Origin of the sequence: Clostridioides sp. ZZV14-6009 (genome assembly GCF_020658095.1) — a bacterium.
Lineage (GTDB): Bacteria > Bacillota > Clostridia > Peptostreptococcales > Peptostreptococcaceae > Clostridioides.
On record NZ_JAGWDG010000007.1, the window covers coordinates 75,132 to 101,162 of the forward strand.

The 26,031-nt window shown below is 28.8% G+C and carries 20 protein-coding genes; 18 read left to right on the forward strand and 2 right to left on the reverse strand.

Features of this window, described 5'->3' with window-relative positions; genetic code table 11:
• Positions 1-109: 109 nt before the first annotated feature.
• The 12 genes from KGF36_RS11025 to KGF36_RS11080 all read left to right on the forward strand — a co-directional run bounded on the left by KGF36_RS11025 (position 110) and on the right by KGF36_RS11080 (position 15,118).
• A complete protein-coding gene (locus KGF36_RS11025) occupies positions 110-925 on the forward strand; it encodes a transporter substrate-binding domain-containing protein (RefSeq protein WP_227829495.1) in 816 nt (271 codons plus the stop codon).
• Positions 926-952: 27 nt separating this feature from the next.
• Positions 953-1,630: an amino acid ABC transporter permease gene (locus KGF36_RS11030; RefSeq protein ID WP_227829496.1), complete on the forward strand. Its 678-nt coding sequence runs from the start codon at positions 953-955 to the stop codon at positions 1,628-1,630.
• A 59-nt stretch (positions 1,631-1,689) separates the two neighbouring features.
• On the forward strand, positions 1,690-2,412 hold the full coding sequence (locus KGF36_RS11035) for an amino acid ABC transporter ATP-binding protein (RefSeq protein WP_227854708.1): 723 nt from the start codon (positions 1,690-1,692) through the stop codon (positions 2,410-2,412).
• A gap of 657 nt (positions 2,413-3,069) precedes the next feature.
• The gene (locus tag KGF36_RS11040; RefSeq protein WP_227829498.1) at positions 3,070-4,221 is read left to right on the forward strand and encodes a cysteine desulfurase family protein; all 1,152 of its coding nucleotides are present in this window, start codon (positions 3,070-3,072) and stop codon (positions 4,219-4,221) included.
• A 45-nt stretch (positions 4,222-4,266) separates the two neighbouring features.
• Entirely contained in the window at positions 4,267-5,442 is a 1,176-nt protein-coding gene (thiI, locus tag KGF36_RS11045) for a tRNA uracil 4-sulfurtransferase ThiI (protein WP_227829499.1), read from the forward strand.
• Between the two features lie 38 nt (positions 5,443-5,480).
• The gene (gene crcB, locus KGF36_RS11050; protein WP_227829500.1) at positions 5,481-5,855 is read left to right on the forward strand and encodes a fluoride efflux transporter CrcB; all 375 of its coding nucleotides are present in this window, start codon (positions 5,481-5,483) and stop codon (positions 5,853-5,855) included.
• Between the two features lie 46 nt (positions 5,856-5,901).
• Positions 5,902-6,711 (forward strand): prepilin-type N-terminal cleavage/methylation domain-containing protein, encoded by an 810-nt coding sequence (locus KGF36_RS20350; protein WP_285891648.1) that lies wholly within the window; start codon positions 5,902-5,904, stop codon positions 6,709-6,711.
• A 253-nt stretch (positions 6,712-6,964) separates the two neighbouring features.
• Positions 6,965-7,603: a nitroreductase gene (locus KGF36_RS11065; RefSeq protein ID WP_227829501.1), complete on the forward strand. Its 639-nt coding sequence runs from the start codon at positions 6,965-6,967 to the stop codon at positions 7,601-7,603.
• A gap of 97 nt (positions 7,604-7,700) precedes the next feature.
• Positions 7,701-7,826 carry a hypothetical protein gene (locus KGF36_RS20215; protein WP_255287812.1) on the forward strand — a complete coding sequence of 42 codons (126 nt, stop codon included), beginning with the start codon at positions 7,701-7,703 and terminating at the stop codon, positions 7,824-7,826.
• A 999-nt stretch (positions 7,827-8,825) separates the two neighbouring features.
• Complete coding sequence (locus tag KGF36_RS11070) at positions 8,826-10,529, forward strand: InlB B-repeat-containing protein (protein ID WP_227829689.1); 1,704 nt, start codon at positions 8,826-8,828, stop codon at positions 10,527-10,529.
• A gap of 176 nt (positions 10,530-10,705) precedes the next feature.
• Positions 10,706-13,321: a cell wall-binding repeat-containing protein gene (locus KGF36_RS11075; protein WP_227829688.1), complete on the forward strand. Its 2,616-nt coding sequence runs from the start codon at positions 10,706-10,708 to the stop codon at positions 13,319-13,321.
• Between the two features lie 126 nt (positions 13,322-13,447).
• Positions 13,448-15,118, forward strand: a complete 1,671-nt coding sequence (locus KGF36_RS11080; RefSeq protein ID WP_227850457.1) for a GGDEF and EAL domain-containing protein — start codon at positions 13,448-13,450, stop codon at positions 15,116-15,118.
• Between the two features lie 102 nt (positions 15,119-15,220).
• Here the strand turns inward: KGF36_RS11080 and pflA are convergent, their stop codons facing one another.
• A complete protein-coding gene (pflA, locus tag KGF36_RS11085) occupies positions 15,221-15,955 on the reverse strand; it encodes a pyruvate formate-lyase-activating protein (protein WP_227829686.1) in 735 nt (244 codons plus the stop codon).
• 159 nt (positions 15,956-16,114) lie between these two features.
• Positions 16,115-18,346, reverse strand: a complete 2,232-nt coding sequence (gene pflB, locus KGF36_RS11090; protein ID WP_227839505.1) for a formate C-acetyltransferase — start codon at positions 18,344-18,346, stop codon at positions 16,115-16,117.
• Positions 18,347-18,706: 360 nt separating this feature from the next.
• Between pflB and KGF36_RS11095 the strand changes: the two genes are divergently transcribed.
• The 6 genes from KGF36_RS11095 to sigF all read left to right on the forward strand — a co-directional run bounded on the left by KGF36_RS11095 (position 18,707) and on the right by sigF (position 25,961).
• Positions 18,707-19,702 (forward strand): calcium/sodium antiporter, encoded by a 996-nt coding sequence (locus KGF36_RS11095; protein ID WP_227829684.1) that lies wholly within the window; start codon positions 18,707-18,709, stop codon positions 19,700-19,702.
• Between the two features lie 90 nt (positions 19,703-19,792).
• Entirely contained in the window at positions 19,793-21,406 is a 1,614-nt protein-coding gene (locus KGF36_RS11100; RefSeq protein WP_227829683.1) for a DEAD/DEAH box helicase, read from the forward strand.
• An 813-nt stretch (positions 21,407-22,219) separates the two neighbouring features.
• The gene (locus tag KGF36_RS11105) at positions 22,220-24,310 is read left to right on the forward strand and encodes a molybdopterin-dependent oxidoreductase (protein WP_227854709.1); all 2,091 of its coding nucleotides are present in this window, start codon (positions 22,220-22,222) and stop codon (positions 24,308-24,310) included.
• A gap of 86 nt (positions 24,311-24,396) precedes the next feature.
• Complete coding sequence (spoIIAA, locus tag KGF36_RS11110) at positions 24,397-24,732, forward strand: anti-sigma F factor antagonist (protein WP_227829681.1); 336 nt, start codon at positions 24,397-24,399, stop codon at positions 24,730-24,732.
• Between the two features lie 13 nt (positions 24,733-24,745).
• Positions 24,746-25,174: an anti-sigma F factor gene (spoIIAB, locus tag KGF36_RS11115; protein ID WP_227829680.1), complete on the forward strand. Its 429-nt coding sequence runs from the start codon at positions 24,746-24,748 to the stop codon at positions 25,172-25,174.
• 22 nt (positions 25,175-25,196) lie between these two features.
• Complete coding sequence (gene sigF / locus KGF36_RS11120; RefSeq protein WP_227433403.1) at positions 25,197-25,961, forward strand: RNA polymerase sporulation sigma factor SigF; 765 nt, start codon at positions 25,197-25,199, stop codon at positions 25,959-25,961.
• Positions 25,962-26,031: the final 70 nt, after the last annotated feature.

Below are 26,031 nucleotides of genomic sequence, written 5' to 3' on the forward strand. Positions count from 1 at the left end.
AAAGTCGTCTCTTAGTCATTAAAGACTGAGGGACTTTTTTTGTAACTCGAAACATTAAAGTATTAAAAATTTGAGGGAAAATTATAATTAAAAGAGAGGGGTAGTTAAAATGAAAGTATTTAAAAAATTATTAAGTTTAGGATTAGTATTAGGATTAACATTATCACTAGTAGGATGTAGTGGTGGAGAAGAAAAAACAAAATTAGAGCAAATAAAAGAAAGTGGAAAATTGGTTGTAGGTACTAGTGCAGAATTCCCACCATTTGAATTTCATAAAGTAGTAGATGGTAAAGATTCAATAAAAGGATTCGATGTAATGTTGGCTGAAGAATTTGCAAAGGAACTTGGTGTAAAGGTTGAAATTAAAGATATGTCATTTGATGGATTAATAGGTGCTTTAAATGCAGACCAAGTTGATATCGTTCTTGCAGGTATGTCTCCAACACCAGAAAGAGAAAAGAGTGTTGATTTCTCAGAATTATATTATTTAAGTAGAAATGCAGTTATAGTGAAAGATGCAGATATAGACAAAGTAAAAACTGAAGACGATTTGAAAAAACTTAGAGTAGGAGTACAGGCAGGAAGTATTCAAGAAGAATATGTAGTTAATACTCTAAAAATGACAACTACAAAATCTTTAAAAGCAGTACCTGACTTAATTACAGAATTAAAAAATGGAAACATAGATGCAGTTGTTGTTAATGAAGCAGTTTCTTTAATCAATGTTAAGAAATATGATGGAATAAAAATGGCAAACACTGAAGTTGGTAAAGATGTAACAGAAGGTATGGCAGCAGCAATCAAAAAAGCTGATAATAATAAAGAATTTATAGAATTATTAAATAAAAAGATAAAAGAATTACAAGATGGTAAAAAAATAGAAGAATTTTTAAATGAAGCATCTACTGAAGCTGCTTCAAATTAGTAAGAAAGTTATGTGGGAGATGAAATTATGAGTTTAGATTTTAGTTTTTTAAGTAAATTTGGGACTTCTTTTTTGGAAGGAACAGGTGTGACAGTAGCAATTTCTCTTGTAGCATTATTCTTTGGGTTTATGATAGGTATAGTTATATGTATGGCAAGAATATCAAAGAATAAAGTATTGAGAGCAATATCATCAATATATATTGAAATTTTAAGAGGGACACCATTATTAGTACAGATATATATAGTATGGTTTGGATTACCTCAGTTAGGAATAAGATTCCCTATGTTATTTGGTATACCAAGTGAATTTATAGCTAGTGCATTTGCATTGTCAGTAAACTCTGGTGCATATGTAGCAGAGATACTTAGATCAGGTATACAATCAGTTGATAATGGGCAAATGGAAGCAAGTAGATCATTAGGATTGAATTATTGGGCAACTATGAGATATATAATAATACCTCAAGCTATAAAAAATATACTACCTTCATTAGCAAATGAATTTATTACACTTGTAAAAGAATCTTCAATAATATCTGTAATAGGAGTTGTTGAGATAATGCGTACTGCTGATATAGTAAAAAATGCAGCATTTAAAGCACTAGAACCATTAATAGTAGCAGCAGCAATTTACTTTGTTATAACATTTACTCTATCAAGATTAGTTGGATTATTAGAAAAGAAACTATCTGTGTCTAATTAGATGAGAGAATATTTGGCATTTAGAGAAAACATAGAATAGTATAAAAGGAAAGTGATAATATGATTACAATAAAAAATTTAAGTAAATCTTTTGGAGATTTAAATGTATTAAAAAATATAAACTTAGAAATCGCTAAAGGCGAAATAATGGTTATAGTAGGTCCAAGTGGTTCTGGTAAAAGTACACTTCTTAGATGTATGAATCTATTAGAAATACCTACAGGTGGAGATATAATATTTGAAGGAAAAAATTTAGTTGATAAAAAAACTAATATTGATGAAGTTAGACAGAATATAGGTATGGTGTTCCAGAACTTTAATTTATTCCCACATAAGACTATTTTAGATAATATAACATTGGCACCAATTAAATTAAAAAAAATGACTAAGGAAGAAGCAGAAAAGAAAGCAGAAGTTTTATTAAGTAGAGTTGGTCTTTTAGATAAAAAAGATTCATATCCATCACAATTATCTGGAGGGCAAAAGCAAAGAATAGCAATAGCACGAGCTCTTGCTATGGAACCAGATATGATGTTATTTGATGAGCCAACATCTGCTCTTGACCCAGAAATGGTAAATGAAGTTTTGGATGTTATAAAAGAGCTTGCTAAAGAAGGAATGACAATGGTAATTGTAACTCATGAAATGGGATTTGCAAAAGAAGTTGCAGACAGAGTTATTTTTATAGATGGAGGAAGTGTTCTTGAGGATAATACTCCAGAAGAAGTCTTTGGAAATCCAAAACATGAGAGAACAAAATCATTCTTAGCAAAAGTGTTATAATATATAAAAAAAGGATGTATTGATATTAGAAATTCAATACATCCTTTTTTAGTGATAATTAATATAATTTTTAAAATTAAAATTATACTGATATTAACTTTATTTTAACTTGATATTATATTTTTGCAGAAAAAAAAAGAGCTCGGGGTAAGCTCTTTTTTTCCATCGAATTAGTTTCCGATATTAATTCGATTTTTAATAAATATAAAATATATCCTTATGAAAGGGTATTGGGAATAGATATATTAACTAACTAGGGTTACCAGGGGGATAACCTTAATTTATTATAACAAAATGCGACACAAAAATCAATATTTTTTTTGATATAAATTGTAAAAGTTATTTTTATAACAAGTAAGCTTATAAAAATAGACTTTATAGCAAAAATAAGTATATGTATAATATAATATATTTATTTTATATAATATATTATTTTATCATATATTGTATGTTATCACGTATTTTTGTAGGGTATAGTATAAACATATTATATTTTAACATAAAATTTTGTAGTTGAGTGAAAAAACTAGATTTTTATGAAAGAAGATTCTATAAACTTAAGATTATCTTTTTAATAAAGATTAACAAAAAAAATACTGTAATTAATGGTATAATAATTAGAGTTGAAGATTTTAAATAAAGGCAGGTGTAATTAAGTTGGAAATATACTTAGATAATAGTGCGACTACAAAACCTTATCCAGAAGTTATAGATAAAATGGTATATGCACTTAGTACGGATTATGGAAATCCTTCTTCTGTTCATAGAAAAGGTGTGGAAGTTGAAAAAGGTATAAAAGAAGTAAGACAGATTGTAGCTAAATCTCTAGGAGCGAAAGATAAAGAGATTTATTTTACATCAGGTGGTACAGAATGTAATAATACTATAATAAGAGGTATTGCCAATATAAATAAGAAGAGAAGAAATCATATAATATCTACAAATATAGAACATCCTTCTGTTTTAAATACATTAAAAGATTTAGAAGAAGATGGATTCGAAGTAACTTACCTAGAGGTCGGAAAAGATGGAAAGATAAATATAGAAGATTTGAAAAATACTATAAAATCAACTACATGTTTAGTAAGTATGATGCATGTTAACAATGAAATAGGAACTATACAGCCAATAGATGAAGTTGGAAAATATCTGAAGTCTTTAAAAGAGAAGATATATTTTCATGTAGATGCTATTCAATCATATGGGAAAATAAACTTTAGGCCATCTAAATACAATATAGATTTTATGAGTGTAAGTGCACATAAATTTCATGGTCCAAAGGGAATTGGATTTATGTATATTAAGGAAAACAATCGTTTAAAGCCTATGCTAACAGGAGGAGGACAAGAAATTGGAATTAGGTCTGGAACAGAAAATGTACCTGGAATATATGGGCTTGGAGAAGCTGTAAGTATATTAAGTAAAGATTTAGATGCTGTTATTTTGAAGATAAATAACTTAAAAAACATATTTAGAAATAAAATAGTTGAGAATATAGAAGATATAAAAATTAATTCTCCAGAAGATGGTGTATGTCATATATTAAATGTATCATTTATAGGTACAAAAGGAGAAGTTTTACTTCATTACCTAGAGCAAAAAGGAATTTATGTGTCCACTGGTTCTGCATGCTCTTCCAAGAAAAAAGGTAGTCATGTTTTAAATGCCATAGGTCTTACAAATGAAGAAATCAATGGAACAATAAGGTTTAGTCTATCTGATATGAATACAGAAGATGAAATATCTGAAGCTGTGAAAGTATTAAAAGAATCAATTTGTGATTTAAGGTCAATAATGAGAAAGAAATAAAGAATACTGTATAAATAATAAGAGGAAAGTAGTTTACGAGGTGAAATGGTGTATAATATATTAATAGTAAAGTATGGAGAAATTGGAGTAAAAGGAAAAAATAGATATATATTTGAGAATAGACTTATAAGAAATATAAGAAATATGTTAAAGCCAATTGGCAAATTTAATGTATATAAAGAGTATGGAAGAATATATGTTGATTTAGAAGATTATGATTATGAAGAAGTAATTGAAGAAGTTAGAAAAGTATTTGGTATAGTAGGTGTATGTCCTGGAGTAAGAGCTAAAAAAGATTATGATACATTAAAAGAAATAGCTTTAAAGATGTTAGAAGAAAAAATAGATGCTGGATATAAAACTTTTAAGGTAGAGTCAAGAAGAGGAGATAAGTCTTTTAGATTAACTTCTCAAGAAATGAGTATGGATATAGGTGGATACTTATTATCAAAGGTAGGAGATAGAATTGATGTTGATGTAAGAAATCCAGAAGTTAAAATAAAATGTGAATACAGAGAATTTCATACTATGGTTTATAGTGATACTATACCTGGATATGGTGGTTTGCCACTTGGAACTAATGGTAGAGCGATGTCTCTTTTATCAGGTGGTATAGATAGTCCAGTAGCAACATGGATGGTTGCAAAAAGAGGTATGGAAGTAGAAGCAGTACATTTTCATAGCTATCCATTCACAAGTGAAAGGTCACAAGAAAAAGTTAAAGATTTAGCTAAGATATTAGCTAAATATTGTGGTAGAGTAAGACTTCATAAAGTAAATATACTAGAAATACAAAAAGCAATTGGTGAGAATTGTAATGAAGAAGAAGCTACTATTCTTTCAAGAAGATTTATGATGAGAATAGCACAAAGACTTTCTGAAAAAAGACATTGTGATGCTTTGATTACAGGTGAAAGTATTGGTCAAGTTGCATCTCAAACTATACAAGGGCTTACTTGCACTAATGCTGTTGTAAATTTACCAGTATTTAGACCACTTATAGCTATGGATAAATCAGACATAGTTGATATAGCTAAGAAAATAGGGACTTTTGAAACATCTATAATACCTGAAGAAGATTGCTGTAGCGTGTTTTCTCCTAGAAAACCTGTCACTAAGCCTAGACTAGAGAAAATAGAAAAATCTGAGCTGTCACTTGATATAGAAAAATTAGTACAGGATGCAATTGACGGAATAGAGGTTGAAGACATAGAATTTTAATATGTAAGTGATTTAGTTATTTGGGGTAGGTGTTACATGTGATTCAAGTATTATATGTTGGTATTGGTGGATTTTTGGGAGCTATATTAAGATATTTAATATCTCTAAAGTTTGTAGGAACTAAGTTTCCATTTGGGACTTTAGTGGTCAATATTATGGGTGGAATTTTAATTGGTTTTGTGATGGAAATGAGTATAAGAACAAATTCTATTTCTAATAATTTGAAATTGTTTTTGACAACTGGTTTAATGGGAGGACTAACTACATTTTCTACTTTTGGCTTTGAAACTGTAAAGTTTTTTGATAGCGGGAATTATATATTATTTGGACTAAACATATTTTTTAACTTGACATTAAGTATTTTGGGAGTTTTTGTTGGAAGAGCTTTATGTAGACACTTTGTTGCTATATAGCATGTTAAAGTAAATACTATAATTTTATTTAATGGGAATGATTATTATGAATAAAAAGGGTTTTACACTAATTGAATTATTGGTAGTTATATCTATAATAGGAATTTTGGTTATAGTTGCACTACCAGCACTTTTTAAAAATATAGAAAAAAGTAAAGCAGTAACATGTCTTTCTAATAGAGAAAATATAAAGACTCAAATTGTTATTGCTGTAGCTGAGGAACCTAGTAAAGATAAAAAAGAGGTTATAAAAGATGTATTAAAAAATACAGATGGTAAGTATTTTGAAACAGAGCCAAAGTGTAAGTCAGGTGGAACATATTCAGCAGAGTTTGACGATGGTTATGATGGAATAACTGGAGAAGAAAGTATTGCAAGAGTTTATGTTACTTGTACAGAACATCCAGATGGTGTTGAGATGGCTAGAGATGTACATCAAAGTATGAAAGATTTAATTGCATCTTTTGCAGTAGACCCTTCTGTAATACCAGGGCCTTCAAAAGGGAATGATGCTTTTAGAAATTATTTACTAGATAATAAATATAAAAATGGCTGGCCTACAATTCCAGATGAATTTAAGAAGAAATATAATTTAAGTAAGGCAACATTATATATACAACCATATGCATATAATCCTACTAAATCTGATGCTACTGTAGTTGTATTTGCAAATGATAAGACTGGAGGTAATTGGTACACATCTTTAGTTTATGATTACGATGAAGGTAGATGGTATAAAGGTAACAATGGTATTTCTGTTGCAGGTAGGTCATGGGATGTTGATTCAGCTGATGGTAAGACTAAATCTGTAAAAACAGAGATTCATACCAAAACTGGTTGGGGCCCTTTAAATTAATATAGTATATTTTATCAACTTTACTGGTATTAATCGTTCTGTAGAAAAATGATATTTTCTATAGTTGAGTGATACCAGTTTTTTATTGAAGATTATTTGTAGAGTAGATATATTGATGTTTTGATATTATAAAAGCTTCACATGTAAGCTAAAAATAATTATAATAAGAATATAAAGAAACTTAATTATAAAATTAATTTTCTAAAGATTTGGTATTTAAGATAACAAATACATAAAAGGGGGAATAGATATAATGAATAATTTACAAGACAATCAAACAATAAATTTAATACAAGGGCGTAGAAGTATACGAAAATTTACAACAGAGCAAATTACAGATGAACAATTAGATACATTATTACATTGTGCATTTGCAGCACCTTCAGGGTGTAATAAACAGCCATGGCACATAACTGTTGTACAAGACCAAAAACTTTTAAAAGAGATTAGTGATGATACTCTTTCTAGAATTCATGAAGTTAGTAACGTTGAAATAAATAAAAATTTTAAATTATTTTATGGTGCACCAACTGTTTTATTTATTTCTTATGACGAAGAGAGTTCATGGGCTCCATATGACGCGGGAATACTTACAGGAAACATAACAACAGCTGCACAAGCTTTAGGACTTGGGAGTTGCATAATAGGAATGGTTAGGGGACTATTTACACCTGTTGAACAAGGTGATATTGTGGGTCTTGTGAGTGTTCTAGATAAAGATGATGTAAAAGAATCAGAATCGATAACGATGAAGTTTGATACAAATAAAAAATACAGAGAATTATTAAATATACCAGAAGGATATTGTGTACCATTTGGTATTGCTGTTGGTGTTCCAGATGGGAAATTACCACAAGCTAGAAATGTAGTTTATAAAGTCTCTAGAGTTTAGAATATTTGATTATTTGTATTGTGAGATACAGTTATAAAATTTATCAAAGATAGGCAAAATACTCCATCCTCAACGTAAGTAGGGTGGAGATGTAAGCATGAAATATACTTATCAAGAGTGCAATACACAACATGATAGAGATATAAATGCCAGTGTAAATATATTAAAAGAAGGATTAAGATTAGTGGGGATGGAACAGCCCTTAGAGCCTATGAATGCTTAGTATAAAAGTACTATCAAATAAGAATTTCCACCTTCAAACGTTACCTAAGGTAGTTAAGGTGGAGTAATTCAAGTAATTGAAAATAGAAGGGTGAAGGTTTAAAATAAAAAATTATTTGTTTTAGTCTTGTTTTTTGTTATTTTATATTTGTAGAATAATAAAATGAGTTTAATTAATTTAAGCATTATGTATAAAAAATATAAAGTCGAAAAAGATAAAAAAATAATAATAATATTTTGGGAAAAAGTAGTATAAGATTGAAATAAATAAAAAAGCATGATACAATAAATGTAAAATAAAGGAAAAAGTGACCCTTAGTTATAAAAGGGTTTTTTTTTATGTAAAAAAAACTATAAGAATATTATAAAAAATGTATATCAAAGCCATTCAAAATTTTTTCCCACTTCTAATAATTGATTATCAGTAAAAGTATATAACATTTGTTTTCAAGATAAAGAAATAATTATAATTTTAATAGTATAGACATATAAATTTTTTTAAAAAATGTATATAAATGTAAAAAAAACTATTAATTATATAAATAGTGACTTTTTTATAACAAATGGAAACTATAATAACCAGAATTAAAATAATTATTTTAATTAAAACAATTATTTTAATTAAAAAAATTTTGATACTCTGAACATATATCACAACTAATTTTCATGAAATTGAAAACAATTAAAGTTAATTACTTTAAGTAATATAAATATATAAAATATCTTACTCTATTGTTTTTTTAGACTGTTTAATTCTACAAAAATAAAATCAAAATATCTAGTCTATAGAGTATTAATATCTTTGTGTAAAAATTAAATATATTTTTTATTTAATAAAAAAGATTTCAAGTAAAAATTAAATAAACTATAAAAACTTCACTTTTAAGATAGACTTCATAATAGATTAATTAGACTTTAAATAAATAGTTTTGATAAAGACTATGCAAAATAAAGTATGAAAAATCTGTTTGAAATAAAAAATATTGGAGGGGGATTTTTAATGAAACACAGATTAAGTAAACTAACATCTTTTGTGGCAACCTTAGCTTTAGTTGTTGGTGTAGGAGTACCATCATATGCACAAACTTTACCAGATAAAGTTAATAATGAAGTACTACAAAATACAGAACGAAGATATGATATTAATGGAAGATATCAAGTTGACCTTCGTGCAAATATGGGAAATGGATATGTAACATTTTTCTCATTATTTGTTCCATGTGGTGGGAACTCATTAAATGTAAAATATGTATGGGGGACTGATCCAAAAGGAGGTTCTCAAGAAGGTTGGGTATTACAAATTAATGGGGAAAAAGTTTCAACTATTTATGGAACAAGCTATGGATTCCCTAATGGCATACCATCTGCAGGGATAACAGGAAGTCAAATGACAGGAATTTATTCTTTTGTGACAAATCGAGACATGTCTGGAGTAAATTGGAGCTATACATCACCTAATACAGGGAATGGAAACGTTACAAGAACATCATATGCATCTACTGAAATTTCAAATGCAAAACTTTCTATTAAGGTCAATTATAAAAATAAAGAAACAGGAGCTATAGTTGGGTCATATACAGCTCGAGTTCCAGCTAAGTATGGAAATAGCACAGTTACACCTGATGCTACACAAATTCCTTCTGGATACAAATTAGATCCAGCAAGTCAATCTAAAGTGGTAAATCTTGCTCAAAATGGAGTTAATCCAAATGAAGTTAATTTTACAGTAATTCCTGATAAGGCTGGAGTGCCAGAAGAAAATCGTGTTCTTATAGTTGGATTTAAGGATAAAGATGGAAGTAATGTTGGAAGTACTTATATAGAAGAAATTCCAGATATACTAGGCTCACATGATGTAACACCAAACACATCAAAAGTTCCTAATGGTTATAAGCTTGATCCTTCTAATCAAACTCAGACTGTTAATTTACAACCAACAGGGCTTGACAAGAGTATTGTTTACTTTACAGTAAGTCCTGATATTCCACTTGTAAATCGTATAGTTACAGTTAACTTTAAAGATAAAGATAGTGGAGCAATAATTGGAGACCCATATACAGTTACACTACCAGCTGAATATGGAAATCATAGAGTGGAATCTGATTCTACAAAGGTACCAAATGGATATGTACTTAATCCAGACAACCAATTTGAAATGGTAAATCTTAGTACAAGTGGTCTTGTACCAGATATAATTTACTTTACAGTAAGTAAGATGCCTTCAGAAGCAGAACGTACTTTAACAATTGGTTTTAAAGATAAGGATGGTAATATAGTTGGAGATACGTACACAGAGATTGTTAATGCTGTACTTGGAGACCATACAATAACTCCAGACTCTACAAAGGTTCCTGCTGGATACAACTTAGACCCAGTAAGTCAATCTCAAATAGTTGCACTTGATTCTTCTGGAATTAATCCAAATACAATATATTTTACTGTAGCTGAAAAAACTTATAGGGTAGCTTATAGTGCAAACTTCCCTTCAGGAGTAACTGTTTCAGGTATGGCTCCTGTTGATACAACAGAATATAAAAAAGGAGATACTGTGACTGTTTTAGGAAATGTTAATGGGCTTAATGCTGATACTTATACATTTGTAGGATGGAGTACAGTTAGAAATGACTCATCAACAATAGTATCAGGTACAATCACTATGGACGAAAGAAACATTATATTATATGCAGTGTGGCAAAAAAATTAATAATATAAGTTGTTTATTATTGTAATTTATAATCTAAAATCGTATTTAATATTTATATAAGAATAAGATTTTAATAATTATAAGAAATACTGATATAGATTTTATCAGTATTTCTTTATTTTACAAATTACAAAATGAAAAATAAAATTAATTTTTATATAAAGGGGAGGGTTTTGATGAATAAAAAGTTAAAAAAGTTAACTATATGCATACTTACATTTGCTATAATTCCTTTAAATTATTCAAATGTTTTTGCTGATTATGATTTAAATAAGATATTTAATAAGCAGATTCAAGATAAAAGCTTAAGGCGAGTTAATAATATTACAATAACTTATGATGATAATGGGGCTACTGGAGGAACGATAAATGAAGCTATATTTAATGGGGGAAATGTTATTCCTGGACCAGTAATAACAGGTCCAAAAGTATATGACCTTGATAAGTTTGATTCTTATTTAGCGTTCAGTAATAATCTTACAAGAGCAAACTATCATACTGATGCTTGGAGTGTCTCAAGGGACCATTTGGCAAGTGGTACTCAACCATATGGAAGCGGAGAAATTCTAATAGGAACAGATATCGATAGAGATACAACACTTTATGCCATTTGGATTCCAGACTTTTTACAAGTAAGATATAACGGAAATGGAAATACTTCAGGTAATGTTCCATCAGATTCAAATAAGTATCATCAGAATGCTACTTTGCAAATTAAAGGAAATGAAGGTGACCTTAAAAAAACAAATTATAAACTTACAAAATGGAATACAAAAGCTGATGGTACAGGAACATCTTATAATTTAGGCTCAAGTTTTGAGGTATTATTAAGGGATTATGACAATTTTAACGTAGATCTTTATGCACAATGGGAGTATGATTTACAACTTGATGGTAATGGAGGCTCAGGTACACTGCCAGACTTACCAAAGCCAGGAGAGGCTGACAAATTCCCAGGGTCAGGTGGACTTATCAATGGTGATGAAGAATTCATAGGGTGGAATACAGAAGCAGATGGAAGTGGAACATCTTTCAAAGAAGGTGACACTATTCCGCCAAATATCGCAGGAGATACGATATATGCACAATGGGGATATAAATTAGATTATAACTTAAATGGAGGAACAGGAAGTATATCAGAAGAAAAACATAAAAAAGGCGCTGAAGTAACTGTTACAAGTCAGATACCATCTAAATCTGGAGCAATATTTATGGGATGGAATACAAAAAATAATGGTGAAGGGACTTCATACAGAGATGGTGACAAATTTAACCTTACAAAAAATACAACTTTATTTGCACAATGGAAAGAAGAATGTAGAGTAACATATGATAAAAATGGAAGTACAGGTACAGCGCCAATAGATAATAATATATATGGAAAAGGAGATGAAGTTACTATACTTGGTGATAATGGTTTAGTAGCACCTTCTGGTAGAGGAGGAAATTTTTATTGGAGTACAAAAGCAGATGATACAGGCAGTAGGTATAAAGCAGGAGAAAAGTTTAACATAAAAGATACAAATACAACTCTTTATGCATTTTGGACAGATAAATACAGAGTTAAATATGAAAATAATGGTGGACAAGGAGATGTACCTGAAGATGAACTGCATGATGGAAATACAAATACAAGTGTAAAAGCGAATACAGGAAATCTTACAAAAGAAGGGTACAAATTTATTGGATGGAATACAAAACCAGATGGTAGTGGAACTCCATATAAAGGTGATGGAAGTGATATAATTAATGTTGATGATAATATAGTACTTTATGCGCAATGGGAGAAGATACCTGATAACCAAGGAGATAATGATAATTCAGGTGGAAATAGTGGTGGAAACAGCGGAGGAAGTAGTGGAGGTTCATCCACTAATACAACTAGTCCATCAGAAGAAAATTTAACAGGTGATGATAGATACAAAACTGCTATAAAAATAAGTAAAAGAGGTTTTGAATCAGCTGAAAATGTGATACTAGTAAATAGTACATCAATACCAGATGCTCTATCAGCAACTCCATTTTCATCTACTAAAAATGCACCTATTTTATTAACTGAAAAAGATAAATTAAATGCAAATACAGAAGAAGAGATAAAAAGATTAAAAGCAAAAAATATTTATATAATAGGTGGAGAAAATACATTAAGCTCTGATTTAGAAAAAGAATTAAAATTAAAAGGGCTTACTATTATAAGAATAGGTGGAGTAGATAGATATTCAACTTCTCTAAGACTTGCTAAAGAAATAGATAAAATAATAGATGTAGAAAAAGTATCTGTAGTCAATGGACATGACGGATTAGCAGATGCAATAAGTGTTGGTGGCATTTCAGCACAAAATAAAACTCCAATAATTCTTACAAATGTAAAAAATGAGATAACATCTATTAAAAAATTTATAGATGAAGAAGAAATATCAAAATCTTATATTATAGGAGGAGAAACTTCTTTGCCAAAATCTATAGAAAAACAGTTTCCAAATCCAAAGAGAATAGGTGGAGAAGATAGAAATAAAACAAATTCAAAAGTAATAGAAGAGTTTTATAAGGATAAAGAACTAAGAAATCTTTATGTAACAAAAAATGGGATGTTAAGAGAAAATGATTTAATAGATGCTTTAACAGTAGGTGTTTTAGCAGGTAAAAATAAATCACCAGTAATGATTGTAGAAAAATCACTTGATGAGTCTCAAAAAACTTTAGTTAAAAGTAAGAAATTTGATAAGATAACTAAGGTAGGAGGAAATGGAAATGAAGATGCATTTGATGAGATAAAAAGATTAGTAAAATAGTATAATCTAAATAAGAATATTTTGTTGATTAAACTACACCAATAGTAATAAATTATAACCCTACTTTATTTTTATTATAAGTAGGGTTATAATCTTACTATATTACTTATATTGTAGGGGGAAAAGATGAGAGAAGAATCGAACTCTTTAAATTTAGATCATATAGAAATTTTCTTTGAACTTTTGTCTCAAAGCACAGAAGATTATATATTTTTTTGGGATATAAATACGAATAAATTTAAAATTTCTTCAGCAATTTTTGAAGAATTTAACTTAAGTAAAGATATGGATTCTGATGTAGTCAATTGTTGGAGTAAAATTGTTTATCCAGATGATGTCAAAGTATGGAAAGATGATATACAAGCGTTGGTAGATGGAAAAAAAGATGAACATAATTTAGAATATAGATTAATTAATAAATATGAAGAAGTAGTATGGATTTCTTGTAGAGGTAAGGCTTATGTATCAGATGACCAAAAAACTATAATTATAGTTGGTAGAATAAAAAATATAGGTGAAAAGAATAAATTTGATTCTATCACAGGAACATGGAATAGAGAACAATTTGAATACAGAATGAATTGTATTATAAAAGAGAAAATCTATACAAGTGGAGCTATATTTATCATGGATATTGATAATTTTAAAAATATAAATGAGAAATATGGGCACTCTTATGGTGATAAGGTTTTGCGTGCAATTGCTACAGAAGTTTTAGAATATTTACCTAAGGATGTTAGATTGTACAGATTAGATGGAGATGAATTTGCATTTTTTTACCCTATGTGCAATAAAGAAACGATAGAGAACTTATATGAAAAAATACAATTGTATACAAATACTCAGCATGAAATCGAATCAAATAAATATTATTGTACAGTAACTGCGGGGGTTGCTATGTATCCAGAAGATGGAGATAATTATTTGGACTTATTTAAACATGCTGACATTGCGCTAGATATCGCAAAAATGGGTGGTAAAAATAGAATGAAGTTTTTTTCAAAAGAACTCTATGAAAATAAGTTGAAAGTAATTTCAATGCAACAGAAATTGAGAGAGTGTATTGAAAATGATTTTAATGACCTTGAGTTATTTTTCCAGCCACAGGTAGATGCATCTACCAAAAACGTTATAGGAGCAGAGGCACTTTTGAGATGGCATTCAAATACTTATGGAGAAGTATCTCCTGTTGAATTTATACCAATACTAGAACAAAGTAATCTGATTATACCAGTAGGAAAATGGATTATAAAAGAGGCCGTAAAACAGTGTAAAGAATGGCATAAAGTAAATCCAGCTTTCAAAATATCTGTAAATGTATCGTATATTCAATTAAAAGAGGATTTTTTTAGAGATTTTATAATAGAATGTTTGATAGAATATCAATTAAAACCTGAATTTTTGATTTTAGAACTAACAGAGAATTGTTGGATACCAGATATAAATTTATTGAATGACAAGTTTATCAGTTTAAAAAGTATTGGAGTACATATTGCAATTGATGATTTTGGTACTGGGTATTCATCTTTAAATTATCTTAAAGAGTTATCTGTTAATATAATAAAGATTGAAAGAAGTTTTGTTAAGAATATTACATATAATAGTTATGAACATACCTTTCTAGAATATATTATTAAATTAGCTCATATTATCAATTTGAAAGTTTGTGTTGAGGGTATTGAGTCTTATGAAGAATACAATATAGTGAAGAGTTTAGGTGTAGATATTATTCAAGGTTTTTTATTTGGTAGACCTGTAAGTGCATCTGAGTTTTATAGACTTAAATTATCAAATTGATGAGTGTAGATAAAGTATATTAAAAATAAGGTAAAATATAAGGTTTTTTAAATCGTATATTTTACCTTATTTTATTGTGATAGTTATTAATCTCAAGGAGTATTAGCTATTATATACTTTTGCTCCAAACTTAGAGATTATTTCACTAGCTTTTTTAATATCTTCTTTGGTAGCATCAGGAACATCTTTTAACTCATAATCGATGCCTAAATTTTCCCATTTGTGTATTCCCATAGAATGATATGGTAGCAATTCCAATCTCTCTACATTTTTTAATGTAGCAACGAATCTACCTAATCTTTCTAAGTTATCTATATCATCAGTAATCCCAGGAACTAAAACATGTCTTATCCATACTGGAATATTTCTTGATTCTAAGTGTTTAGCAAGTTTTAAAGCTTTATCCATACCCACGCCAGTCAAATCAATAGACTTTTCTTCAACCATATGTTTTAAATCAAGCAAAACTAAGTCAGTATTATCTAAAACTGAGTCTATAGTTTCTATATCTACAAATCCAGATGTATCTAGACAAGTGTGTATGTTATTTTCTTTAGCTTTTTTAAATAGTTCACTTAAAAACTCTGGTTGAAGAGTAGACTCGCCACCAGAAGCAGTAATACCTCCACCAGAAAACTTCATAAAAGAAGTATACTTAAGAGCATCAGTTATTATTTCATCAACTGTATATTCTTTTCCAGATTTGGTATCCCATGTATCTCTATTATGACAGTATTTGCATCTAAGAGGACATCCTTGAAAGAATAGTATGTATCTTATTCCTGGGCCATCTACAGTACCAAATGTTTCTATAGAGTGTACTTTTCCTTTAATCATAGAGTTCACCTCACAATATATTTTGATAACTTTATTAATAGTTATAATATTTCTCTAAAAAAGGCCATCTTATACCAGAAATAATCCGAATATAAGATAGCCATTTATTTTTATTTTCTACACAGTAGTAATCTTAGCTAAAGTATAAAAATTTAAAGACTAAGCCATTTTACCGTGGAATGTTCTGTTTATAACATCTAATTGTTGTTCTTTAGTTAATTTTATGAAGTTAACTGCATATCCAGAAACTCTTATAGTTAATTGTGGATATTCTTCTGGATGTTCCATAGCATCTTCTAAAGTAGCTCTATCAAATACATTAACATTTAAGTGATGAGCATTTTGAGCGAAGTAACCATCCATCATTGCAGAAAGATTATTTATTCTTTCAGCCATATCTTTTCCTAAAGCACCAGGTACTATAGAGAAAGTATTAGATATACCATCTTGAGCATGCTCATATGGTAATTTAGCAACTGAAGATAATGAAGCTAAAGCACCATTAGTATCTCTACCATGCATTGGGTTTGCACCAGGAGCAAATGGAGCACCAGCTCTTCTACCATCTGGTGTATTACCAGTTTTCTTACCATAAACAACATTTGAAGTTATTGTAAGTATAGATTGAGTAGGATAAGAATTTCTATAAGTTTTATTTTTTCTTATCTTATTCATGAAGCTTTCAACTAGCTCTACAGCTATACTATCAACTCTATCATCGTTGTTTCCGTATTTTGGATAATCTCCTTCTATTTCGAAATCAACAGCTATTCCTTGTTCATTTCTGATAGTCTTAACTTTAGCATGTTTTATAGCAGATAATGAATCCGCACAAACTGATAATCCAGCCATACCACAAGCCATAGTTCTAAATATATCTCTATCATGTAATGCCATTTCTAATGCTTCATAAGAGTATTTATCATGCATATAGTGTATTACATTTAAAGTATTTACATATAAGTTTGCTAACCAATCAGTAAATGGTTCAAATTTACTCATAACTTCATCAAAGTCTAAATACTCAGAAGTTATAGGCTCAAATCTTGGCCCAACTTGAGCACCAGATTTTTCATCAATACCACCATTTATAGCATATAATAAAGTTTTTGCTAAGTTAACTCTAGCTCCGAAGAACTGCATTTGTTTACCTATTTTCATTGCAGATACACAACAAGCTATACCGTAATCATCTCCCCAGTATGGTCTCATTAAATCATCATTTTCATATTGAACTGAACTTGTATCTATAGATACTTTAGAACAGAAATCTTTGAATCCTTGAGGTAATTTAGTTGACCATAAAACTGTTAAGTTTGGTTCTGGTGATGGTCCTAATGTATATAGAGTATTTAACATTCTAAATGAGTTTTTAGTAACTAATGTTCTACCATCTACTCCCATACCTCCTATACACTCAGTTACCCAAGTTGGGTCTCCAGAGAATAAGTTGTTGTAATCAGGAGTTCTTAAGAATTTAACCATTCTTAATTTCATAACAAAATGGTCCATATATTCTTGTAATTCTTCCTCTGTTACTGTTCCAGCTTTTAAATCTCTTTCAAAGTATATATCTAGGAAAGTAGATGTTCTACCTAAAGACATTGCAGCACCATTTTGGTCTTTAACAGCAGCTAAATAACCAAAGTATAACCATTGTACAGCTTCTTTTGAGTTAGTTGCTGGTTTTGATATATCAAATCCATAAGATTCAGCCATCTTTTTAAGTTCGTTTAAAGCTGATATTTGTTCAGTTATTTCTTCTCTTAGTCTTATAACTTCTTCATCCATACAAGAAACTTCTAATGATTTCTTTTGTTCGATTTTATCTTCTATTAAGGCATCAACACCATATAAAGCAACTCTTCTATAGTCACCTATTATTCTACCTCTACCATAAGCATCTGGAAGACCTGTTATTATACCAGATTTTCTAGCAGCTCTCATTTCTGGAGTATATGCGTCAAAAACTCCTTGGTTATGTGTTTTTCTATATTTAGTGAATATTTCTTTTATTTCAGGGTCTAATTCATATCCAAAAGCATCACATGAATTTTCAACCATTTTTATACCACCATATGGCATAACCGCTCTTTTTAAAGGGGCATCCGTTTGTAATCCAACTATTGTTTCTAATACTTTATCTAAATATCCTGGAGCATATGCAGCTATTCCAGAAATAGTTTTTGTATCTACATCTAAAGTACCACCATTTTCTCTTTCTTTTTTAAATAAGACCATTGCTTTGTCCCATAATTTTTTAGTGTTTTCAGTAGCACCAGCTAAGAAAGAGTCATTTCCTTCATATGGAGAATAGTTTAATTGTATAAACTCTCTGACATTTACTTCTTTAGTCCATCTTCCTGTTTTAAATCCTTGCCATGCATTCATTAAGTATTTCCTCCTTAGATTTAAATGATAAATAATGTTATTAAAATTAATTTTTATATACTTAATTTATTTTATATATTTTTTAAAAAATATATTTTCTAATATAATAATAACATATTATACGTATCCTGTATACATGAAAAATAAAAAAATGTCGTTTTAAAGTATAAAACAAATTATATGTTAGTAATGTGATGAAATTATACCCATATATTAATAAAATGAAACAAATAAATGTCTAAATTAATAAGGTAATATTTGAAAAAATTATAAATTAGAAATAAATAAATCTCAGTACAAAAAAGAAAAAGCATACATCTTTACAACTTGAATATTTATTTAATAGGGGGAGGTGATATATTGTTTATCACAGTGATATTATTTTTAGTAGGTTTCCTATTAATTACTAAAGGCGCAGATATCTTTATAAATTGTACTGTAGAGATAGGTAGAAAAACGAATATTTCAGAAATTATACTTGGAGCAACTATTGTTAGTTTTGCAACAACATTGCCTGAATTTACAGTGTCATTACTTGCTTCTATTGATGGTCACACTACAATGAGTTTAGGAAATGCAATTGGTTCTATAATATGTAATACAGGATTAGCATTAGGGTTAGTTGTTTTTATAAGTCCATTTAATGTAGATAAAAAAATGTTTTTTTCTAAGTCTTTACTATTAATAGTATCTGTTATAGTTTTAATTTTATTGGGGTTAGATGGAGTTATAACAAGAGGAGATTCATTATTACTTATAATAATATTGATTTTTTATATGGTTAATAACTATAAGAGTGTTGTAGGGAAATCGCATACTAAAAATAGAGGTGTTCAAAAAGATACTATTAAAGAAATACCTACAAAGAAGAGTAAACAGTACAGAGGTTTCTCTATAGCAGAAATCATAAAAATACTAATAATTTTTGCTACAGGCTTAATAATGATGATAATAGGTTCTCAAATTCTTATAGAGAGTGGTGTAAGAATAGCTAGTTTTCTTAATATACCTCAAGGTATAGTGAGTTTGACTATAATAGCACTTGGAACTTCTTTACCAGAGATAGTGTCTTCAATTACTGCCATAAGAAAAAATCATCATGAAATATCTGTAGGAAATATTTTAGGTGCAAATATATTAAATATAGTATCAGTAATAGCTGTATCAGCAATACCAAATAACATACCAATATTATCTCAAAATAGAAAACTTGATATACCATTTATGATATTATTATTGTTATTAGTAATAGTACCAACTCTTAAATCAAATAGACTTAGTAGATTACAAGGTATATTAATGTTATTTACATATTTTATATATATATCAATTTTGTATTTTATGTATATTATTTAATCATACTGTTAAAAATATTAATTGCAGAATATCCTAAAAAAGTATATAATGGATAGGTTAAGATTAATTGATAACGGAGAGGAATAATATATGAATATAACAAAGTTTGAAGATTTACCAATAAATGAGGGAATAAAAAAAGCTATAGCTGAAATGGGGTTTGAAGAGCCATCTCCTATACAAGCACAGTCTATACCTGCAATTTTGTCAGGTAAAGACGTTATAGGACAAGCACAAACTGGTACGGGGAAAACAGCAGCTTTTAGTATACCTATACTAGAAACAATAGACCCAAATAATAGAAGTTTACAAGCTGTAGTACTTTGCCCAACAAGAGAACTTGCAATACAAGTATCTACAGAAATAAGAAAACTAGCTAAATACTCGTACGGAATAAAGACATTACCTATATATGGTGGTCAACCAATAGATAGACAGATAAAATCTCTAAAGAGTGGTGTGCAAGTTGTAATAGGTACACCTGGACGTACAATAGACCATATTAATCGTAAAACATTAAAGATGGATAATGTAAAAATGATTATACTAGATGAAGCAGACGAAATGCTAGATATGGGATTTAGAGAAGATATAGAAATGATTTTAAGTAAGATTCCTGAGGAAAGACAAACAACTTTCTTTTCAGCAACTATGCCAAAAGGAATTTTAGATTTGACTAAGAGATATCAAAAAGACCCAGAACATATAAAAGTTGTTAGAAAAGAACTTACAGTTTCAAATACAAAACAATATTATATAGAAACTAGATCATCAAATAAATTGGAAGTATTATGTAGATTAGTTGATGTGTATGACCCTAAATTGTCAGTTGTTTTCTGCAATACTAAGAGAAAAGCAGATGAATTAGTGGGAGATTTACAAGCAAGAGGATATTTTGCAGATGCATTACATGGTGATTTAAAGCAAACACAAAGAGATATAGTAATGGATAAGTTTAGAAATGGTACAATAGATATACTTGTTGCTACTGATGTTGCAGCTAGAGGTATAGATGTTGATGATGTTGAATGTGTATTCAACTATGATTTACCACAAGATGAAGAATACTATGTTCATAGAATTGGTAGAACTGGTCGTGCTGGTAGAGAAGGTATGTCATTTACTTTTGTATTTGGAAAAGAAATGAGAAAGATGAAAGATATAGAAAGATATACTAAATCTAAATTAATCAAGCATAATATACCAACAATAACTGATGTTGAAGAGAAAAAAGTAGGTACTTTCTTTGCACAAGTTAAACAAACTATAGAAGAAGGTCATTTAACTAAACAATTACAATGGTTAGAAAGCTTCTGTAATGATGAAGATTATGCAATGGTTGATATTGCTGCTGCACTTGTTAAGTTATCTCTAGGTGAAGAAATGAAAGAAGAAATAATAGAAGAAAAACCTAGAAGAGAACGTGGAGATAGAAAAGGTGTTACTGGAGCTAAAGATGGTATGATTAGATTGTTTATCAATATTGGTAGAAATCAAAGAATACAAGCTAAAGATATCGTTGGTGCTATAGCTGGAGAAGTTGGAATACCAGGTAAAATGGTAGGGACTATAGATATATATGATAAGTATACTTTTGTTGAAATACCTAAAAAAGATGCAAAAACAGTAATTGAAAAAATGAAAGATATTAAGATAAAAGGTAACAAAATTAATATAGAAAAAGCCAACAAAAAGAAAAAATAATATATAGTATATAAAAATATAATCGAAAGATATATAAAATAGTATATTGAATATTTAAAAAGCCTAATGTGTTTTCAAAACAGATGATAAGTAATCTGTAAGAATCAACAACATAAGGCTTTTATTGTTTTATATAATAGTATTATTAAAGACATTTTAAATTTTGTTTGTACTTTATTTCTGTAAGTAGAAAAAATACATTAGAAAATAAATAATCAAATAAAAATTAATTAATCGCTTAGAATTCTTTGTAATCCATACGGTTAACAGAATTTTTATGTTTATACTGGCAAAGGGGAAAGCATTGAAAACTAGATTGAAATGTGTAAAGAGTATATTATAATATAATGTGTTTATAACTTTCAAATATAGCACTAATATAATCATATTATAAGTAGGTTATAGATAAAAATCAATTTAACTTATCAAGTTAACTTTTAATGTGATACAAAAGAGAAAATGAAAAATGTCTAAGGATTTAAAATTAATTTTTAAACTTAGTAAAACCTTTCAATTACTGTATCTTAAAGATAAAGTAATTGAAAGGTTTTTTATTAACTAAGAAATATAGTAAGTAAATCTATAAGGCAGTCTAACTGCTATTTTAATATTAAACAGTATGTGTGAATTTAATATTGTGCTTTCTTAATTCGATTTGTTGAAAGTAATTTTATATGAATATCATATTTATAAGGTATTTTTAAATTTATTTTGATAAAATATATTTATGTCTTCAGCAGGATATTTTCAGTATACAAATCTTAATAAAAATATAGTGAATAGGTAGCGTTTATAAGGAGAGAAAGATATTTTATGGATACAATGAAGAAATTAAGTCATGGATGTACACTAGATTGCCATGATTGTTGTAAATTTAATGTTTATACTAGTGGAAATAATGTGATAAAAATTGAAGGAGATAGGAATCATCCTTATACAAAAGGATTTATATGTAAAAAAGGGTTGGCTCATTTAGATAGATTAAATCATAAAGATAGGATAGAGACTCCAATGTTAAAGGTAGACGGTCTATGGAAAAAGATTTCTTTTGATGAAGCATTAGAGATAATGGCAGATAAACTCCTATATTATAAAGAACAGTATACATCAAAGTCTATTATGCACTATGACCAATATGGAAGTGGGTCTATATTAAAATATATAGGAGATGTGTTTTTTAATTTTTATGGAGGAGTTAGTAGACATAAGGGAGGGCCATGTTGGAGTGCAGGAATACATGCCCAAAAGTATGACTTTGGAGTAGCTAAGGGACATGCTATAGAAGATATGCTAAACAGCAAGAGTATCTTTATATGGGGAAAAAATCCAGCATATACTACCATTCATACTATGCAAATAATTAAAAAAGCTAAAGAAAAAGGGATAAAAATAGTAGTCATTGACCCTATATATACAAAGACTGCTCAAATGGCAGATAAGTACATACAAGTAAGCCCTGGAACAGATGGAGCATTAGCTATGGCTATGGCAAAAATTATAATAGAAGATAACTTGCAGGATGAAGAATATATAAATTCGTATGTTGTTGGTTTTGAGGAATATAAAAAATATTTGGATTCATTAGATTTAAACTTTTTAAGTGATGAATGTGGTGTTAAAGAAAAGGATATAAGAGAGTTAGTTAATTTATATGCTAATAAATATTCAAGTATAAACGTAGGTTATGGTCTTCAAAAGTATAAAAATGGAGGAAATACAATAAGAGCGATAGATGCCTTAGGAGCTATAACAGGTCAAATAGGATTTAGTGGTGGAGGAGTGAATTATGCTAATAAGGTTTATCCAAATGTGATAGATGCTGACCCTTATAATAGTCAATCATATGGAGAAGATAGGGAGTTTTATGTAAGTAATATTAGCAAGTTTATAGAAGAATCTTTAAAAGACAATACACCAAATGAAGCTAATAATATGTTAGAGAAAACAAATAATATACTGAGTGAATTTGATAATATGTCAAGTAAATCACTAAAAGGAAATATTCCTATAAAGATGGCAGTAATAACTAAAAGTAACATGTTAAATCAGTTGCCAGATTTAGTAGAACTAGAAAGAGTTTTTTCAAAGATTGAATTTAAAGTATGTTTTGATATGTTTATAACTGACACAGCTACTTTATGTGACTTATTTATACCTTGTACAAATACGCTTGAAAGTGAAGATATAATTTATAGCTCAATGACTAATCCATATATAACATACAATGAAAGAGCAGTAAAACCAAAGCATGAATTGATGGATGAGTATTATTTCTTTATGGAGTTAGCTAAAAAGATGGAGCTAAGAGACTATCCTTTTGTATCAAAAAAAGAATACTTAGAAAAAGTAATTGAACCACTTAAATGCTTTGATAAAAGCCTAGATATAGAAAAACTTAAAAATAGTTATTTTACTATACATAATCCTATTGCTTGGGAAGATAAGAAGTTTGAAACTCCATCTGGAAAGTATGAACTTTATTCAGAAAGGATAAGAGATTTAGGAATTAGTCCAATTCCAGTGTATATAAGTAACAAAACTAGAAACTTTGAATATGAAAATAGAAAAAATATTTTTAGACTGCTAACTAATCACCATGCAGATACTTTGTTTAGTCAACACTTTATGGATAAGACATCTATAGCTCAAGCATATATAAATCAAAGTATGGCTAAAAAAATAGGTGTTAAGAATAAAGAGATTGTAGATTTAAAGTCAAAAAAAACAAAGATAGATGTTCAGATAAATATAGATAACAGAGTAAGTGATTATATAGTAAAAATGTATGTTGGATGGTGGAAGAAACATGGCAATCCTAATAGTTTAACAGATACTGGTATATCAGATATTGGTGGTCAAGTAACATATAATGAAACGATGGTAGAAATAATACGACAAAACTAGTTAAATTTCATTGAAGGAATAGAAATAAGATTATAGAATTGATTAAAAGTTACTATTTTTACAAAACTATTGAAGGAGGGATTTTGATGGTAAAATATTCCTTAGAACATAAGAATCTATACATAGAATTTATGTGCTCAGAACTAGACCACCATGTAGCTAATGAAATAAGGGAAGAAATAGATAACTTATTAAGTGTTAATCAAGTAAAAAATGTTGTATTTGATTTTGGAAATATTAATTTTATGGATTCTTCAGGTATAGGTGTCATCATAGGTAGATATAAAAAAATTTCTAATGAAGGGGGACGAGTTTCAGTAATTAATATAGGTTCACGAGTTAAGAAAATTTTTGATTTATCTGGGTTAAATAAAATTATTGGCATTTATGATACGTATGAAGAAGCTCTAAGTTCTTTGTAGGGAGGAGTATGTGATGAATAATATTATGGAAGTTAAATTTTCGGCACTATCAGAAAATGAAAGTTTAGCAAGAGTTATAGTAGCATCATTTGCAGCAAAATTAGACCCAACAGTAGATGAATTAGTTGATATAAAAACTGCTGTCTCTGAGGCTGTTACAAATGCTATAATACATGGATATGAAGAAGACAGTTCTAAGTTTGTTTTTTTGAGATGTGAGATAGAAGGAAATACTATAAAAATTGTAGTTGAAGATGAAGGGTATGGAATAGAAAATGTGGAGAAGGCAATGGAACCACTTTATACATCAAAACCAGAACTTGATAGATCAGGAATGGGATTCACAGTTATGAAAAGCTTTATGGACGATGTAGAGGTAAGTTCTAGAAAAGATAATGGCACTAGAATTGAAATGACTAAAAAAATAAATTTGCCTAAATAAAGTCCAAAAGTGAGGTTTTATTATGGAAGTAACTGTTGCCAGAGAAGAAAAAAAACCTCTTCTTAGTCATGAAGAGACTCTAGAACTTATTGATAAAGTTCAAAATGGAGATGAAGAGGCAAAAGAAATATTAATATCAAGTAATTTAGGTCTAGTTAGGAGCGTTGTATCTAGATTTTTAAATATAGGGTATGATAGAGAAGATTTATTTCAGTTAGGTTCTATAGGTTTAATAAAATCAATATATAAATTTGACCCCAAGTTTAATGTTAAATTCTCTACTTATGCAGTACCAATGATTCTAGGTGAAATAAAGAGATACTTAAGAGATGATGGTATGATAAAAGTATCAAGGTCATTGAAGCAAATAGCTGTAAAGGCCAAGATGGAAAGTGAAGCTTTAACTAAAAAGCTAGGTAGAGAGCCAAGTATAGAAGAAATAGCTCAAGCATTAGATGTAGAAAAAGAAGATTTAGTAATGGCTATGGAAGCTAACTTTAATGTAGAGTATTTGCAAGGTGTTATTCATGAAGAAGAAGGTTCTCCAATCTGTCTTATTGATAAGATAAGCATGAAAGGAGAAAGTGAGGAAGAAAAAGTTGTAGATAATATATTATTAAAGGACATACTTGGAAGACTGGATAAGAGAGAACGTCAAATAATAGTTCTCAGATATTTTGAAGATATGACTCAAAGTGAAATAGGAGAAATGCTCAATATATCACAGGTTCAAGTATCAAGAATAGAGAAAAAAGTATTGTCTAAGTTAAAAGAATATATATCATGATAATATTTATAATATATTAAGTTTTTATATTAAGTTTTTAAGTTTCGATTAAAAAATTATAAGTTCAAAT